We start from the raw sequence: 15335 nt of genomic DNA on the forward strand, positions 1-15335 counted from the left end.
TATGATTTCGAGAGCAAAGAAATATGTGGCAGTGTTACTGGCTTTTGTATGCGTGTGTATGATATTTTCTCCCCAGACCGCATATGCAGCCGAGGACAGTTCGCAGCATGAAACTGTCAAAGTCGGTTTCTTTGCCATGGATGGTTATCATGTGATGGATGAAGAAGGCAACCGCAGCGGGTATGGCTATGATTTTCTTCGGCTGATGGCCCGTTATTGGGATGTAGATTACGAATATGTCGGATATGATAAGAGCTGGGATGATATGCAGCAGATGCTTGAAGATGGCGAGATTGACATGGTAACATCTGCCCGCAAAACACCGGACAGAGAAGAAAAGTTTGATTTTTCACGTCCAATCGGAACCAATTATGGGATGCTGACCGTCCGCAGTGACAACAGCACGATTGTGGACGGCAATTACAGCACTTACAACGGTATGCGTGTGGCGCTTTTGAACGGAAACACCCGGAATGAAGAGTTTGCGGATTTTGCAGACAACAAAGGATTTACATATGTTCCATCTTATTTTGATACGACCACAGAAATGGATGAAGCCCTTCAGAGCGAAAAAGTTGATGCGATTGTTACCAGTTCTCTGAGAAAAACAAACAATGAGCGAATCGTGGAGAAATTTGGCAGCAGCGATTTCTATGTCATTGTTAAAAAGGGCAATACAGAATTGCTGAATGAGATCAATTATGCGATCGATCAGATGAATGCGGTTGAGGGTGACTGGAAAACGACGCTTTACAATAAAAATTATGAAAGCATAGAAACTAAGAATCTGGAATATACGGAGAAAGAAAAAAGTATTATTTCACAGTATTCCAAGGACAACCCGCTTCATGTTCTGTGTGATCCGACCCGTTATCCATATTCTTATAATGAAAATGGTGAGATGAAGGGTATTATCCCGGATTACTTCCGGAAAATTGCAGACTATGCCGGGATTTCCTATGAGTTTCTTACACCTGTCACCAGAGATGAGTATATTGCTTATCAGAAAAATAAGGAAACCACAGATATGAGCATCGATGCACGCCTGGAAACAGATAACTATGCTGAGACGAAAAAATGGGGGATTACTGCACCTTTCATTACGATGCAGCTGGCAAGGGTGACACGGCGTGACTTTGATGGGAAAATTAATGTTGTTACTACTGTTGACCAGACAGTATCAAATTCAATTGAAGATGCAATGGCACCCGGTGCAGAAAAACTGATGTGCAGTACCCGACAGGAAATGATGGAAGCTGTCCGTAAGGGTAAAGCAGATGCTGCCTTCGTCTACTATTACATGGCACAGGCGTTTGTGAACAGTGACACTACAGGCACCATGACATATACTCTGCTGGAACAGCCTACATTCACCTACCGCATGGTAATTTCATCAACTGAGAACCATGCGCTGGCTGGTATTCTGACGAAAGCAATGTATGCCATGCCCCAAAATCTTGTTGAAGATCTTGCAGCACAGTATACCACATACAAAGCAACAGAGCTGACATTTGTTGACTGGATCCGTCTGCATCCTGTTGTTACTGTTTTGGTTCTTCTTATTTTTGGATGGCTGCTGACTGCTATGGCTGTGACAATGGTGCGTCTCAGTGCAAGAAAAAAAGCTCAGAAGGCGGCCCAGGAGAAAGCTGAGGAAATGGCGGAACTGGCAGAGCAGGCACAGGCTGCAAACAAGGCAAAAACAGCATTTCTGTCACATATGTCCCATGATATGAGGACACCGATGAATGCAATCATAGGATTTACCGGTATTGCAATGAAAAATAATCCGTCAGACGAAGTGAAAAATTGTCTGGAAAAGATTGACGAAAGCTCAGAGCATTTACTGTCGCTGATCAATGATATATTAGATCTGACCCGCATCGAAAGTGGAAAAGTGAATTACAATCCGGTACCGGCGGATGTGAAAAACATTACAGATTCTGCATTGGATATTACAAAAGGTTTTCTTACGAACAGGGATATCAACTTTAAGATTCGGCGTGAAGAAGCAAAGATTCCAAATGTGCTTGCGGATCCTGCACGCCTGCGTGATGTGCTGGTCAATATTCTGAGCAATGCCGTAAAATTCACTCCGGATGGAGGGACGATTACATTTGAAGCCCGGTGTCAGGAAAAGGGCGGGGATGGATATATAAATATGCGTTATCGCATTTCGGATACTGGTATTGGCATGAGTGAGGAATTTACAAAAGAAGTTTTTGAGGAATTTGCGCAGGAAGATTCCGATGTGAGAACGCAGTACCATGGAGTTGGACTGGGGATGGCTATCGTAAAGAAGTATGTAGATATGATGGGTGGAACTATTTCCGTGCAGAGTAAAAAGCATGAGGGAACCACATTTACTGTGGATATTCCTTTGGAAATTACAGATAAGGAATGTAATAAGTCAGACACAGGTTTTTCTGAAAAGGTAAATCTTACAGGTGTGAATGTCCTTCTTGTAGAGGATAATGAACTGAATGCAGAGATTGCTACCGTGCAGTTGGAAGAGTTCGGGATGAATGTAGAAAGAGCTGTGGATGGAAAGAATGCTGTTGAGATTTTCAGAAATCATCCGGAAGGCACATTTGATGTAATCCTGATGGATATCATGATGCATGAAATGAATGGTTATGAAGCAGCAAAAGCAATCAGGGCAATGAATGACAGACCGGATGGAAAAAACATTCCTATTATAGCAATGACAGCTAATTCATTTGCAGAAGATGTTCAGGCATCACTGGATGCAGGAATGAACGCACATTTGTCAAAGCCGATTGTGATTGATGAAGTTATAAAAACGATTTTAAGGTATGTATATAATTGATTCGCAGAGGTTCATGAATTAGTGGAATACAATTGACAGGAGGACTAAAATATGACAATGCAAGAGTGTTACGAAGCTATTGGAGGAAACTATGAAGCTGTCTTGGGACGCCTTCACAGCGAAGCACTGATTCGGAGATTTGCATTAAAGTTCCTTGAAGATCAGAGTTATATACAGTTAAAACAGGCATTGGAAAATAAAAATTATGAAGATGCTTTCCGCGGTGCACACACACTGAAAGGGGTGTGTCAGAATCTTTCTTTTGACCGTCTGTATGAGGTTAGTCATGAGTTGATAGAACTTTTGAGAGATGGAACCGGAGAGCAGCCGGGGATATCGGAAGCAATGGAAAAAGTAACAGAAGTATATGAGATGACAATTGAAGAAATAAAGAAGGGGCTGTAGTATTAAGTAATGCGACATGACTTTCTGCCTTGAATCAAGTGCTTGGAACATCATAAAAATGAGTGGATAAAGGAAACAAAATGTCGATTCACCAATAATTGGCCAAAGCGAACGTGGGAAAACTCCACCGCTCCCAGCGCATGGCCGATTCGCTTCGGTGCTTCCGGCTCTGCTTCCATCTCCGGCTCATCCAGCAGCTCATATACCCGCTCCATGGAGGCCAGCGCCGATTGCAGAGAGTTTGTCATATAGGAAAGCTCTGTGATCGGTTCGCTGGACATGTTCATGTACTGGAAAAAGGCCTGGAACGTGCCGGGGGTCAGGCTGCCTTTCATAAGCATCCCACCGCCGAGGATCGCAATCCATGTGTCTGCCCTCCACGGCAATGTTGATCTTGTCGGCGGTGATGGTAGGGATCAGCAAAGCGCCTGCCGCATTCGCCAGCGTGACAAGTAGGATGAATACACACTTGCCGCGATAGGGGTTGAGAAATGGCAACAGATTTTTGAAAGATGAATCACGCTTTCCACAGACTATGGAGGTTGCAATAAGCGTAGACCGCTTCGACTTCATCGCCCTCGCAGAGAGCGAAGCAGACCTCCGGATTTTCGCCGGGATGCAGTTCCTTGCGCTGATTGCCTTGCTTGGTCTGGAGAGATACCCATTCGATGTAGTGCTCCGGCAGCATAGGATGCTCCAAGGAGCCGACCTTGACATGGACGATGCCGTTTTCTACCGTCCAGACGGGAACATGCTTCTCCACGGCGGCGTCGGTGGTGCCGGGAACGATCTCGCTCATCGGCTCGCCGCAGCAGATGACGGGAACGCCCGTGTCCTTGACCTTGGCAATGATGTTACCGCAATGCTTGCAAATGTAAAACTTCTGCTCCATGATGATTCTCCTTTTCTTTCTTTAATAATTTTCCGCGTGGATCTCAAAATAGCTCTGGGGATGATTGCAGGCAGGGCAGACTTCCGGCGCTTTCTCACCGATCACAATGTGGCCGCAGTTGCGGCACTCCCATACCTTGACCTCACTCTTTGCAAAGACCTCCGCCATCTCCACATTGTGCAGCAGGGCACGGTAGCGCTCCTCATGGTGCTTTTCAATAGCGGCAACCAGACGGAAGCGCTGCGCCAGTTCATGAAAGCCTTCTTCATCGGCGGTTTTGGCAAAGCCGTCGTACATATCCGTCCACTCGTAGTTCTCGCCCTCAGCGGCAGAGAGAAGATTTTCAGAGGTATCGCCAATGCCGTTCAGTTCTTTGAACCACAGCTTAGCATGTTCCTTTTCGTTGTCAGCGGTTTTAAGGAACAACGCCGCGATCTGCTCATGGGTCATGTGTATCGTGTCGGAGTCAGTACGTTCCGCTTCGGCAAGGAGAAACTCTGCCAGCCGCCGATCCAATCCCTTGAACATGATCTGCTGCATCGCCCACATCACATCAGAAAAGCGTTTCCATTTCGTGTTCGGTCAAGGATGACCAGAACGGAAGCTGTGTCAGTGTTCGTTCCATATCAATGGCAGCTATGCTTGCCGCAGCCGTGGTTACCGCAGGTGTGACCAGACTCGCCGTGCTCATGGTCATGGTGATCACAATGAACATTGGGGTCATAGCCCAGATTTCCGCTGAGCAATGCGCTCACTGCTGCGTCAGCGTCCCCACTGACACCGCCGTAGAGCTTGATGCCCGCTTCGGCCAGAGCTGCCTGGGCACCGCCGCCGATGCCCCCGCAAATCAAAGTGTCCACGCCGTTCTGCATCAGTCGGTCATTTTTTGCGGACAGTTCAATACATGCCTGTCTGTTTCGCTCCCTGCTCCTGCGTTTGCTCTCGTTTGATTTCTCCCTCTGTATCTTCTTGGCACAAGCAGGACAATACTTCGATATGCCAGAGCGGGGAACATATTCAACACCGCACACCGTACAATTCTTAGGCTTTAACGCAGTCCACCGCTTTGTCGGTGTGATATGTAATTCACCGACAAAGCCGATGAATTTATAATAAATCTTGATTTCCTGCCGCACCATTCCGTCTGTAAGTTTCTCACGTTCCGAAACAAGTATCTTGTCTATAAGTGCGTTTATGATGGTTGCGTCCAGTTCCTTAATGCCTTGATAGTTGCGGATTAGGGAGAGGAAATCACGGACACCCTGCGTCTTCTCATAGCTGTCGCTGAGCGTTTCCGTTACCTCTTTCAGCCTTGCTTCAATTTCAAGCTGTTCTTTCTGGTATTTTCCCGACATCATCTCAAAATTCCGCTCGGTAATACGCTCCATCACCTTATCTTCATAGAGTGAGGAAAACAGCCTGTCCAGTTCTGCAAGGCGTTTGTTCAGTTTTCTTTGCTCCTTTTCCAGTGCCTTTGCCTTGCTCTGGTCTGTTTCCGTGAGCCGCTTTTCAATCGCCCTCACTGCCTTTTCATCATTGACTGCCATATCCGCAAATCGGTTGATGTCGGTGAGGACAGCGTTGAACAAGTCCCTCGCTTCAATGCTGTGTGCGGTACACATGATATTACCGTATCTGCCATAATTATTGCAGGAATATTGTACGCAGTCGATGATGTCGGGGCGTTTCCTCCTGTTGGCACTCATAGCCCGCATCGCATAGCCGCAGTCCGCACACTTAATAACGCCTGCAAAGATGTTCTCAAAGCCGCCCTTGTTTTCTGGTAATCTGCGGCTTGTAATAAGCTGCTGTACGGTATCAAATTCCTCCTGCGTGACTATCCCCTCATGGGTGTCTGGTATCACTTCCCATTCTTCGGGCAGCTTAGAGGGGCGTTTCTTGCTTTTCATGTTGGCGGCAATCCGCTTGTAGCCTGCAAGGTTTCCCGCATATATCGGGCTTCTTAAAATGCCCCTTACGCTGTTCTCGCTCCAAATATAACGGTTCTCCTCATTCTCCTCAAAATACCTCTCATAGCCTGTTGCCCCCTGCTCCGCCGCATAAGCGGCGGGGCGTAAGATATGCTGTTTGTTGATGTGCTTGCGGATTTTGGCGATTCCGTTGCCCGCTAACGCAAGGTCAAATATTTCCCTTACCACATGGGCAACTTTGTCATCTATCAGCAGATGGTTGTGGTCGGCGGGGTCTTTGACGTAACCGTATGGTGCTGTCGTCCCCATGAATTTCCCCTGCTGAAACCTCGCTCGGTACGCCGATTTTATCTTGACCGACACATCGGCGGAATACATTTCGTTTAGGATGTTGCGGAAAGGCGTGATGTCCATAGCGGATTTATTGAGCGTGTCCACGCCGTCATTGACCGCTATATACCTCACATTATGCTCTGGGAAAAACACTTCCAGATACAGTCCGCAATCAAGATAGTTCCTCCCCAGACGAGATAAATCTTTCGTGATAACGCAGTTTATCAGACCGCTTTCAATGTCCTTAATCATGTTCTGGAAACTTGGTCTTTGGAAATTTGTACCAGAGTAACCGTCGTCCACATACGTTTTTGCTAAGTGCCATCCCTGCTTTTTCACATAATCCGTGAGGATGGATTTCTGTGTCGCAATGCTCGCACTCTCGTTATCCGTGCCATCGTCTTTTGACAAGCGGCAGTACATGCCGACTTCATAAATCTTGTTCTCCATTCTTATTCCTGCCATACTGTAAAACCTCCATATCTGTCCTATCTGTTTTCATGTTCCATTGCGTACATTCTAAGCGGACAGCCCCTCATTGTCGAAGGTGTCGCCCTCGGCAATCTTCTTCCGAATATCCTCGGAAATAATCGGGATAAACGCTTCTGTGACTGTCTGCGTGCCGACATATTCACGGCTGATTATCATCTGAACTGGTGCTTTCGGCACGATACGCTTTCTCTTTTTATCTGCTTTCTTATCCTCGCCCATACTTAAATCTTCCTTTCCAGACAGGGCAGGAGAACGTCTGGAAACGCCCCGCCCTGTCAATCAGATACCATCAATCCCCGCTGTTTACTTCTTTCTGTAATGCTTCAAGGAGTGCTGCTGCTTCATCAGCGTTCAACGTGATACCCTTTCCGCACTTCTCACGGTTCGGGGAAAAGCTGCGGATGTCATATTTCGGCTCTCTTCCGTTCCATGAGATAAGATTGATTTCTTTTGTGTAGCCGCTGTCGCCCTTAGACAATACGGCGATTTCCTTTACAATCTCATACTGGATTTCTTTCATTCTTCATACCTCAATTTTCTGCATTTACCTCCCGAAAAGAGAAGATTAGCGGCTGTCCCTGCCCCGTTTCCTCTGCAATTCACGCTCCAAAAGTTTAATGATGGTTTCCTCCATCTGCTTCGGCGTTGTGTTCTTCGGAAAATACTTTTTCAGCTTGCTTGTGTTGATTTTCAAGGTTTCTTTCTGGTTTCCCTTTTCCTCCGTCATAATTGCAAATATCGTATCCATGTCAAGCCGCCCGCTCTGGCTTAGGCTTTTCATCCGCTGTGCCTGTGAGAGTGAGGGCGTTGCTTCTTCGCTCTCCATCGTGGCAAAGAGGTTTTCCTGCTCGTCTTTCTTCAAAAAGGACAGTTCCACCGCAGGCGTGAGGGCGATTTTCCCCTCGTCCACCATCCGCAAAATCGGCGGTATCAGTTCCGTCAAACGGATAAATCTTTGTACGGTCATCCTGCCTACGCCGAAGCCCTGTGCCACCTTGTCGTCCGTCCGCAACTTCGTCACAACTTGTGACGAGGTTAAGTCTGTGCGGAAACCCTGCCGCTTCATGGCTTCGGATTTCATCTTGTAGGCAAACGCCCGCTCTGATGGCAGGATATTCTCACGCTGTAAATTACTGTCTACAAGGGTGATGATGGCTCGGTCACGGTCTAAGGGCAGGACAAACGCAGGCACGGTATTTATCCCTGCAAGTTCAGACGCACGGACACGCCGCTGCCCTGCAATCACTTCATAGCCGTTCCCGTCCTCTTTCGGGCGTGTGATTATCGGCGTGACAATGCCAAATTCCTTGATGCTTTCCGCTAATTCTGACAGCGTTTCATCCTCTGCCACATGAAACGGATTGTCGGGAAACGGGTACAAGTCTTTGGTCTTTAACACCTTAAAATCCTGTTTCTTCATTCACATATCTACCTTTCTTTCGCTCTGCTTTTATGGTTTTTCTGCAATTCTTCCAACACTTCGGGCGGTATCTTTGAGAGCAGCCGCCCCATCTGCTCGTTGGTTCTCTGCAACTCAAATATCTTCTGGTTCGCTTTCTGCACCTTTAGTTCCTGCTCATACTTTTCATCACGCATACGCCCCGCATAGTCTGATTCCTGCCCGATTTGCTCCTTTAGGCTATTGATATAGGCACTCTGCTTACTGATTTCCTTTGAGAATTTCTCCACGTCTGGGAGCCATGCCGCAATCAGTTCCAGAGCCTTGTCACGCTTCTTCCCTGCATTAAAGGCGTTGATGTCGGACAGTGCAGACACAATTTCCTCATACTGTTTATCAAGCCTGCCGCCCAACTTATAGAGCCATGTGGGGACATGTTTCCGCTTCGTTTCCATTGAGGACTGACCTCTTTCAAGCTGATTCCACCGTGAGGACATCCGCTCATGGTAGGCGGTCTGCCATTCGGACAGGCTCTTTTGATTGCCTAAAATTGTTTTGGCAGACAGCTTATTGTCTGGTGTAATCGGCACAAAACAGAGGTGCATATGCGGCGTTCTCTCGTCCATGTGGACGACTGCGGAGAGGATATTTTTCTCCCCGACACGCTCTGAAATGAAATCCAGAGCCATCGTAAAATACGCTTTCTGTTCTTTGGGCGGCAGGCTGTTCATAAATTCTGGCGAAGCCGTGATAAGCGTTTCCACCATCATCACGCTATCTTTCCTCGTCCTGCACCCTGCTTCGGCTACCATGCGGTTAATCTCTTTCTTGTAGGTGTACCTCGGCGGATTCACAAGATGGTAGTTATCTTTCGAGCGTTCCATATCTATATCTGGATTGCTTTTATAGGCTTCTTTTTTACGCTCGTTGTGGCGTTCGCAAGCCGCAACGCCGCCCGCTTTGCGTTTCTGGAAACGCAGGATTGCATAGGGCATAATTCATCATCTTCCTTTCTTCGGCGGGTAAACTGCCCTTTGGGTGACAGCGGTGACGGCGGTGACAGCAGTTTTGGGATACCCCCTACCGACTGCCTCAACTGTCACCCTTATTCCCTGCATGACGGTCATGTCGATGATGACGGTGTTTTTGGAATACCCCCTCGCAAGAGCCGTCACCGTCATGCTGCCATTCTTTTATCCGAAGCGTGGAGCGTAGGATAAGCAGGGCGTAAGACCTGCCATAAGGGAGTCCAGAGGGAACGTCTGGCACACGACTTTGCAGGGCAAAGTGTAGTGTGTTACACCCTGTAAACGCAGTCGGAAAAATCGGAAGGATTTTTCTGACCGCAGGGGTGGTTTTACACGCCGAAAAGGGCGGGTAAATCCTACGCCTGCACTTTGCGTTTACGGGGTGTTCTCCCGCAGGGATGACAGCGGCAGGGTATCCTAAAATCACTGTCACCGCCGTCACCGCTGTCACCCGCAGGGCAGAGTCGCCAGCTTTACACGGCTTTAAGCGTCAATGACAGTAACAGGGGGTATCCCAATATCGCTGTCACCACCGTCACCGCTGTCACCCGCCCGCTTTGCAAGCGAAATCTGCCTGCCGTGTTTTTTGCGGCTGTACTGATAAACGATATGGTTCTCATTTAAAAATGTGGTGCGGTATTCATTGAGCCATTTCGTAATCACCGTGGGTATGGTTTCCGTTTCCCTCATAGCGGCTAACAGCTCCGTTGCCGTGCCTGCCCATTCTTCCTTATCCCTCATAAAATCCACCAACCGAAAAAGGACGTCTGGTATCGTTTCTTTCGCAAGCTGCTCCTGCGTTTTTCTCTCCACAAGTTCCCAACTGCAATCACGGAAACGCAGCGTGTATTCCTGATAGGGCGTGTCCCTGCCCGTCACATACAGCTTGGCGGTGTCGGATGCCCGTTTCTCCTTTTCCAGAACAAAGGTAGCGTCCGCACTCCCCGTTAAGCCTGTCGTCCCAGACACCTTGTTGAACACATCGCTGTCATTCTGCTTTCGGATGTGGTGTACGACAATGACCGCCAATGAATGCCTGTCGGCAAAGTCTTTGATTAGTGAGATGTCCCCATAGTCGCTTGCGTAGGCATTGTCTTTTGAAGCTGTACGGACTTTCTGCAAAGTGTCAATGACAATAAGCCTGCTGTTTGGGTAATCTTTCAGATAATCTTCAAGCTGCACGATAAGACCGTCTGACAGCTTGCAGCTTGCCACGGCAAAGTGAAGCCGCCTGCTCGCTTCGTTCGTCAATCGGAACAGCCTGTCCTGTATACGGCAGAACGTGTCCTCAAGGCAGAGGTAAAGCACGTCGCCCTCCATTGTCGGCATATCCCACAAGGGAAGTCCCTGCGACACGCATAAACATAGCTTCAGCATGAGCCAGCTCTTTCCTATCTTCTGTGAGCCGCAGAACAGCGACAAGCCTGTGGGGATAAGGCTGTCCACCACAAAGGACGGCTTCTCAAGCGGTTCATAAAGGAGCGTTTCGGCGTTGACTGTCTGTAACTTCTGCATGGCTTTCCTCCTTTCGGGCGGTGTTTTTGTTTTCGTTGCACATAGGCGTTGACCTCCTTAAAAATAGATTTACTCCCACGAAGAAAAAGTGAGAGTATGTAATGCCGCCAATCCCACACAAATAAAAAACAGATTTCTTTTTCGGGCGGTGTCGGTCACGGTTGGAGATACTTCCTCATTTCCGCCTTTACTTTCTCCTTTGCAATCGCAACAGATTTCTGTATTGCCGAAGCGGTGCAATGCTCCATAGCGGCGATTTGGTAAAAATTGAACTCATACTCGTAGTAGAGCAGGAAACGCCGCCTTTGTATCTCTGGCAGTCCGTCAACCGCCTTACAGAGCAGTTCTGCCCGTTCTGCCTCAATCATTTGTTCCTCTATGCTCTTAGGCAGCTTCAACGCCCGCCTGTTCAGCGTTTCGTCCCATACTTCCGAAAACTCCCTGTGCCGCTCGTCCCATTGGAGGAGATTCCTGTTCCTGCGTTCCATCTGCCGAAACTCCATAAAGAACTGTTCCGACACTTCCAACTCGTGGGATTTGCCCTGCCCGTCCTTAAAGCTGATAAAATACCTTGTGCCGCTTTCCGTGGATTCCTCCCGAAGCGTGTACGCCTTAACTCTGTATGCCATCCCGCTTGCCTCCTGCAAAAAATAAGTGAGGGGATTTCCATCCCTCACCCAGTAGCCCGCAGGACGGCAGGCTGTTTTAGACGCTATAAAATTTTCGTAGCTTCTTCCGCAGATGGTCTAACCTCGCATAGATGGCACCAGTCGTCAAATGCACGAGCGGGGCAATCTCCTTTGTGGAATACCCCTGCATTTTCAGCAGGACGATTTTCAAGGTACGCCCGTCCACCGCGACTAATACTTGATAGAGATTTTCGCTCTCAATCTCGTCCAGTAACTCCGCAACCGTACCCACTTCCGTCTGCCGCTCCCTGTCTGCCATGTCCTCAAGGTATTCCGCAATGTCATTCGTCCATCGGTAAAACCGCCTGTTGGAATTGAAGTCTGCCCTGTCCGCAATGCGTATCTGCTCAATGGTCGCTTCATCAACGCCGCACTCACGCAGCAGCTTTTCCTCCGCTTCTTTCCAGATACGCCATTTCCTGTCCTCCCGTCCGTGGTTATATGCCATGCTTCTTTTCCTCCAATCAGAATTGATTGAGAGGGCAGAGAAAAACCCCCTCATTTTCCCAAAGGAAAAAACAAGGGGGCTGAACGCCTTAAATTTTAATTTTCTATTATCTTTCTTAGTTTTCTTAGGATTCTGGCTTTGCGTTTGTTCACAACGCTCTGGGTTATGCCGAACCTCGCCCCGACTTCACGCTCAGAAAGTCCGTCAAAAAAGATTGCCTGTATCAATTCCTGTTCACTATCCGACAGCAAAGGCAGGGCGGCTTTCAGCCTGTCCACCATAACCGCATTGACAACGGTTTCCGCAATGTCTGCCGCTTCATCAGCGATAAAGTCTAAAGGCTTCCCCTCGCTGTCCGTAAATCCATCCAGAGAAAGCAGGCTGTTCTTCGTATCTAATTTTTTCAGATAACGCCACCGTTCCTTATCTCGGTAGAAGTCCGTGTATTGCTCCCTCACGACTTCAAGCAGACAGCCTTGAATGGGGATAAACAGCTTGTCCATATAGGTCTGGTCGGATTCCCTGCGGCGGCAGAAATCCGTATAGGACAGTTCCACATATCTGCCGCTTTCCTTGATATATACCTTTCTCGGTGCGTATTTCACTGTAAGTACCTCCCATCTGAATTTTTGAAATGTTCAAAATCCAGATGGAGAGGTGGCGAACGACACCTAACACCACTAATAGCCCTATGGCACTTTCCAACAAAAATCGACAAAAGAAAAACCGCAAAGGCTCTATGACCTTTACGGTTATGGGAAATATTAATTCTGTTGTATGGAGATTGTACTTCTACATTCAAGGCAGGAAGTGCCGTTGCATAGGCAGAAATTTTTTTAACTGGTTTCCTGCCGTTCTCTGATATGCTATGTATTGATAAATTTTGCTTCGTATGAGCAGATAGATAACTGCCCGAAAAAAGGACATAAAAAAATCCCTCCAAATTTAAAAACAAATTCAGAGGGTAATTTAGGGTATAACAAAATAACCCACCCGAATATCGTTTTTTTTATTTGGTGAGTTTGTTCTTTCAAATACGAAACAAAAAGAGCCGATGATTCGTGAATTGTTCCACAATTTCATCGGCTCTGCGTCTTAAGCGTCTGGCTCTTTGATGACAGTTATCTTCAAGTTGTCAACTTTAATCAATCTTTCTTGTCTGCATTTTGGACAATAAAGGGGATAATTCTCCAAAACAGTGTCCTTCCTAATTTTATTACGGGTTTTGTTCCCACAAACAGGACACAATATCCATTCGCATTTCATCATAATTAGTCTCTAATCCTTTCAAATCTCATTTTATATGACTTTTGCAAGCTGTTAAGCTAACTTGTGGAACATATGCCGAACCTTATCTATACGGCTATTCGGGCGGCGGGGTTGGCAAATAAATTTACCAATAGCTGGCTGGTATCCTTTTAACTCTGTCAAGCAGACTCCCTGCCCATTTGTGAAATAAGTTAAATCGTTCCTGTATTCTTGAATACATCTAGCAGGGATTTCTCCTTTCAGAATGACCTCGTCATTCTTTATCTGAGTACTTACAATATCTGCACAATACCTTGGAGCATCATGATACGCCCGTGAGAGATATTCCTGCGGTGCATAAATTTCAAAGTGGAGATATGGCTCTAATAGTTCTGTCCCTGCTTTTTTTAAAGCCTGCTCCAATACGATAGGGGAAAGCAGCCGAAAGTCTGCGGGGGTACTTACAGGACTATAATACAATCCATATTCAAAACAGATTTTACAGTCTGTCACTTTCCATCCATACAGCCCCTGCTCGCAGCCATAAAGAACCCCCTCCATAACCGCATTTTGGAACGATTGATTTAAATATCCAAGTGAAACTCTGCTTTCATACTGCACTCCGCTTCCAATAGGGAGCGGCTCTATGGACAACCCGACAGAAGCCCAGAAAGGATTTGGCGGGACTTCTATGTGGATGGTATATTCTGCTTTTCTAAGCGGTCTTTCCATATATATAACAGTAGGCTCTTTTATTTCTGCCTCCACATGATATTTTTCCTCAAGGATGGCACAAATGACTTCCATCTGCACTTTCCCCAAAAAAGAAAGTATAATCTCATGCGTTGTAGTATCCACATAATATTTTAAAAGAGGGTCGCCATCTGAAATTTCTGTAAGTGCCCCAAGCAATATTTCCCGCTGTTCAGATTTCTTTACTGCAATCGTTGTTTGGAGCATAGGGAGAGGATTTTCAATAAATTTTCTCTGCGGCAACAGTATTCCGTTCCCCAAAATACTGTTTAGCTGCAAAACATCATTTGGTAAAATTACAATATCACCAGAGCAGGCTGTATCGGATGAATATAATTCACCGTTTGTCGGAACACACATCTCTGTGATTTTTATTTTCTCTTTTTCAGATATTCTAATAACATCCCTCAAATGCAATGTTCCGCTATATATACGCACATAAACAAAACGCCGCCTTTTCTCTGAATATTCAATCTTAAAAACCTGCCCGCATAGTTCAGATTGACCTTCAGGCGTTGATGAATAAAATTTACTGGCAATCACTTCTATAAGCTGCCGAATCCCCAGATTGTTTTTAGCGCTTCCGTGATAAACGGGAAATAACGTTCCGTTTTGGAATCTCCTGTTTTCTTCCTGTTCCAGTTCTGACATTTTAAACGGTTTCCCTGACATATATTTCTCTAATAGTTCATCGTTTCCCATAATTACCGCATCCCACTGTTCCATATCGTCATTGTCCGTTACATTTATATGGGGATGCTGCCCAACCTTTTGCTTCACTATAATTTCCGAAGAAAGCTTTGCTTTCATTTCTCGATATACCATTGGCAAATCAATCCCCTCTTGGTCAATTTTATTGATGAAAAAAATTGTCGGAATCTTCATTGTCTGTAGTGCATGAAACAGTATACGGGTCTGTGCCTGTATGCCATCCTTTGCAGAAACTAATAATACTGCTCCGTCTAATACGGATAAAGAACGGTATACTTCCGCCAAAAAATCCATATGGCCTGGCGTATCTATAATGTTGACTTTTACATCCTCCCACTGAAAAGATGTCACTGCTGTCTGGATAGTGATTCCCCTTTGACGCTCCAAATTCATTGTATCTGTCCTTGTTGTGCCTTCATCTACGCTCCCTAGTTCTGCAATTGCACCACTGGTATACAATAAACTTTCCGTTAATGTTGTCTTTCCTGCGTCAACGTGAGCCAGAATGCCTAAGTTAATTATTTTCATGTGATTTTCCTCCTATCAACACCCAAAAAAGGGCATAAAAATACCCAGTGATAAATACTCCTATCACTGGGTAAATAACTCCAATAGCCCCAAAACACTTATATGTTTTCGGGCATATAAAATTACATGATAA

At 46.5% G+C, this 15335-nt stretch carries 16 protein-coding genes and 1 pseudogene; 2 read left to right on the plus strand and 15 right to left on the minus strand.

Translation table 11 applies throughout. From position 1 onward, the window contains the following. The first annotated feature begins 1 nt into the window (after window position 1). Both DWZ45_RS01175 and DWZ45_RS01180 read left to right on the plus strand, forming a co-directional pair. Window positions 2-2830 carry a transporter substrate-binding domain-containing protein gene (locus DWZ45_RS01175; protein ID WP_118467166.1) on the plus strand — a complete coding sequence of 943 codons (2829 nt, stop codon included), beginning with the start codon at window positions 2-4 and terminating at the stop codon, window positions 2828-2830. A 51-nt stretch (window positions 2831-2881) separates the two neighbouring features. Beyond that, window positions 2882-3235: an Hpt domain-containing protein gene (locus DWZ45_RS01180; RefSeq protein ID WP_118467168.1), complete on the plus strand. Its 354-nt coding sequence runs from the start codon at window positions 2882-2884 to the stop codon at window positions 3233-3235. 50 nt (window positions 3236-3285) lie between these two features. On the opposite strand, the gene DWZ45_RS01185 is transcribed toward DWZ45_RS01180, so the two are convergent. The 15 genes and pseudogenes from DWZ45_RS01185 to tet(O) all read right to left on the minus strand — a co-directional run bounded on the left by DWZ45_RS01185 (window position 3286) and on the right by tet(O) (window position 15202). Beyond that, entirely contained in the window at window positions 3286-3570 is a 285-nt protein-coding gene (locus DWZ45_RS01185) for an ABC transporter ATP-binding protein (RefSeq protein WP_147352785.1), read from the minus strand. Between the two features lie 182 nt (window positions 3571-3752). Then, window positions 3753-4127, minus strand: coding sequence for a desulfoferrodoxin family protein (locus DWZ45_RS01190; RefSeq protein ID WP_117795958.1), 375 nt, complete (start codon window positions 4125-4127; stop codon window positions 3753-3755). A gap of 21 nt (window positions 4128-4148) precedes the next feature. After that, window positions 4149-4667, minus strand: coding sequence for a rubredoxin-like domain-containing protein (locus tag DWZ45_RS01195; protein ID WP_276530431.1), 519 nt, complete (start codon window positions 4665-4667; stop codon window positions 4149-4151). 86 nt (window positions 4668-4753) lie between these two features. Further along, window positions 4754-4999 (minus strand): NifB/NifX family molybdenum-iron cluster-binding protein, encoded by a 246-nt coding sequence (locus DWZ45_RS14770; RefSeq protein WP_347475375.1) that lies wholly within the window; start codon window positions 4997-4999, stop codon window positions 4754-4756. Continuing rightward, a pseudogene (locus DWZ45_RS01200) lies at window positions 4999-6856 on the minus strand (recombinase family protein). The gene DWZ45_RS14770 and the pseudogene DWZ45_RS01200 overlap by 1 nt, the downstream one beginning before the upstream one ends. A 54-nt stretch (window positions 6857-6910) precedes the next feature. Then, window positions 6911-7102: a hypothetical protein gene (locus tag DWZ45_RS01205; protein ID WP_002596259.1), complete on the minus strand. Its 192-nt coding sequence runs from the start codon at window positions 7100-7102 to the stop codon at window positions 6911-6913. Between the two features lie 70 nt (window positions 7103-7172). Beyond that, a complete protein-coding gene (locus DWZ45_RS01210; RefSeq protein WP_002596258.1) occupies window positions 7173-7403 on the minus strand; it encodes a PC4/YdbC family ssDNA-binding protein in 231 nt (76 codons plus the stop codon). A gap of 45 nt (window positions 7404-7448) precedes the next feature. Beyond that, the gene (locus tag DWZ45_RS01215) at window positions 7449-8303 is read right to left on the minus strand and encodes a ParB/RepB/Spo0J family partition protein (RefSeq protein ID WP_002596257.1); all 855 of its coding nucleotides are present in this window, start codon (window positions 8301-8303) and stop codon (window positions 7449-7451) included. A gap of 8 nt (window positions 8304-8311) precedes the next feature. Then, complete coding sequence (gene mobV, locus DWZ45_RS01220; protein WP_002596256.1) at window positions 8312-9277, minus strand: MobV family relaxase; 966 nt, start codon at window positions 9275-9277, stop codon at window positions 8312-8314. 516 nt (window positions 9278-9793) lie between these two features. After that, window positions 9794-10825 carry an AAA family ATPase gene (locus DWZ45_RS01235; protein WP_002596255.1) on the minus strand — a complete coding sequence of 344 codons (1032 nt, stop codon included), beginning with the start codon at window positions 10823-10825 and terminating at the stop codon, window positions 9794-9796. Between the two features lie 155 nt (window positions 10826-10980). Beyond that, complete coding sequence (locus DWZ45_RS01240) at window positions 10981-11454, minus strand: sigma-70 family RNA polymerase sigma factor (RefSeq protein WP_002596254.1); 474 nt, start codon at window positions 11452-11454, stop codon at window positions 10981-10983. 76 nt (window positions 11455-11530) lie between these two features. Further along, a complete protein-coding gene (locus DWZ45_RS01245; RefSeq protein WP_002596253.1) occupies window positions 11531-11962 on the minus strand; it encodes a sigma-70 family RNA polymerase sigma factor in 432 nt (143 codons plus the stop codon). Window positions 11963-12057: 95 nt separating this feature from the next. Then, window positions 12058-12567, minus strand: coding sequence for a sigma-70 family RNA polymerase sigma factor (locus tag DWZ45_RS01250; RefSeq protein ID WP_002596252.1), 510 nt, complete (start codon window positions 12565-12567; stop codon window positions 12058-12060). Window positions 12568-13057: 490 nt separating this feature from the next. After that, a complete protein-coding gene (locus tag DWZ45_RS01265; protein ID WP_008724758.1) occupies window positions 13058-13231 on the minus strand; it encodes a cysteine-rich KTR domain-containing protein in 174 nt (57 codons plus the stop codon). 51 nt (window positions 13232-13282) lie between these two features. Further along, window positions 13283-15202 carry a tetracycline resistance ribosomal protection protein Tet(O) gene (tet(O), locus tag DWZ45_RS01270; RefSeq protein WP_002596250.1) on the minus strand — a complete coding sequence of 640 codons (1920 nt, stop codon included), beginning with the start codon at window positions 15200-15202 and terminating at the stop codon, window positions 13283-13285. Between the last annotated feature and the right edge of the window lie 133 nt (window positions 15203-15335).

Source organism: Clostridium sp. AF32-7AC, assembly GCF_003477925.1.
Taxonomy (GTDB): Bacteria; Bacillota; Clostridia; order Lachnospirales; family Lachnospiraceae; genus Otoolea; species Otoolea fessa.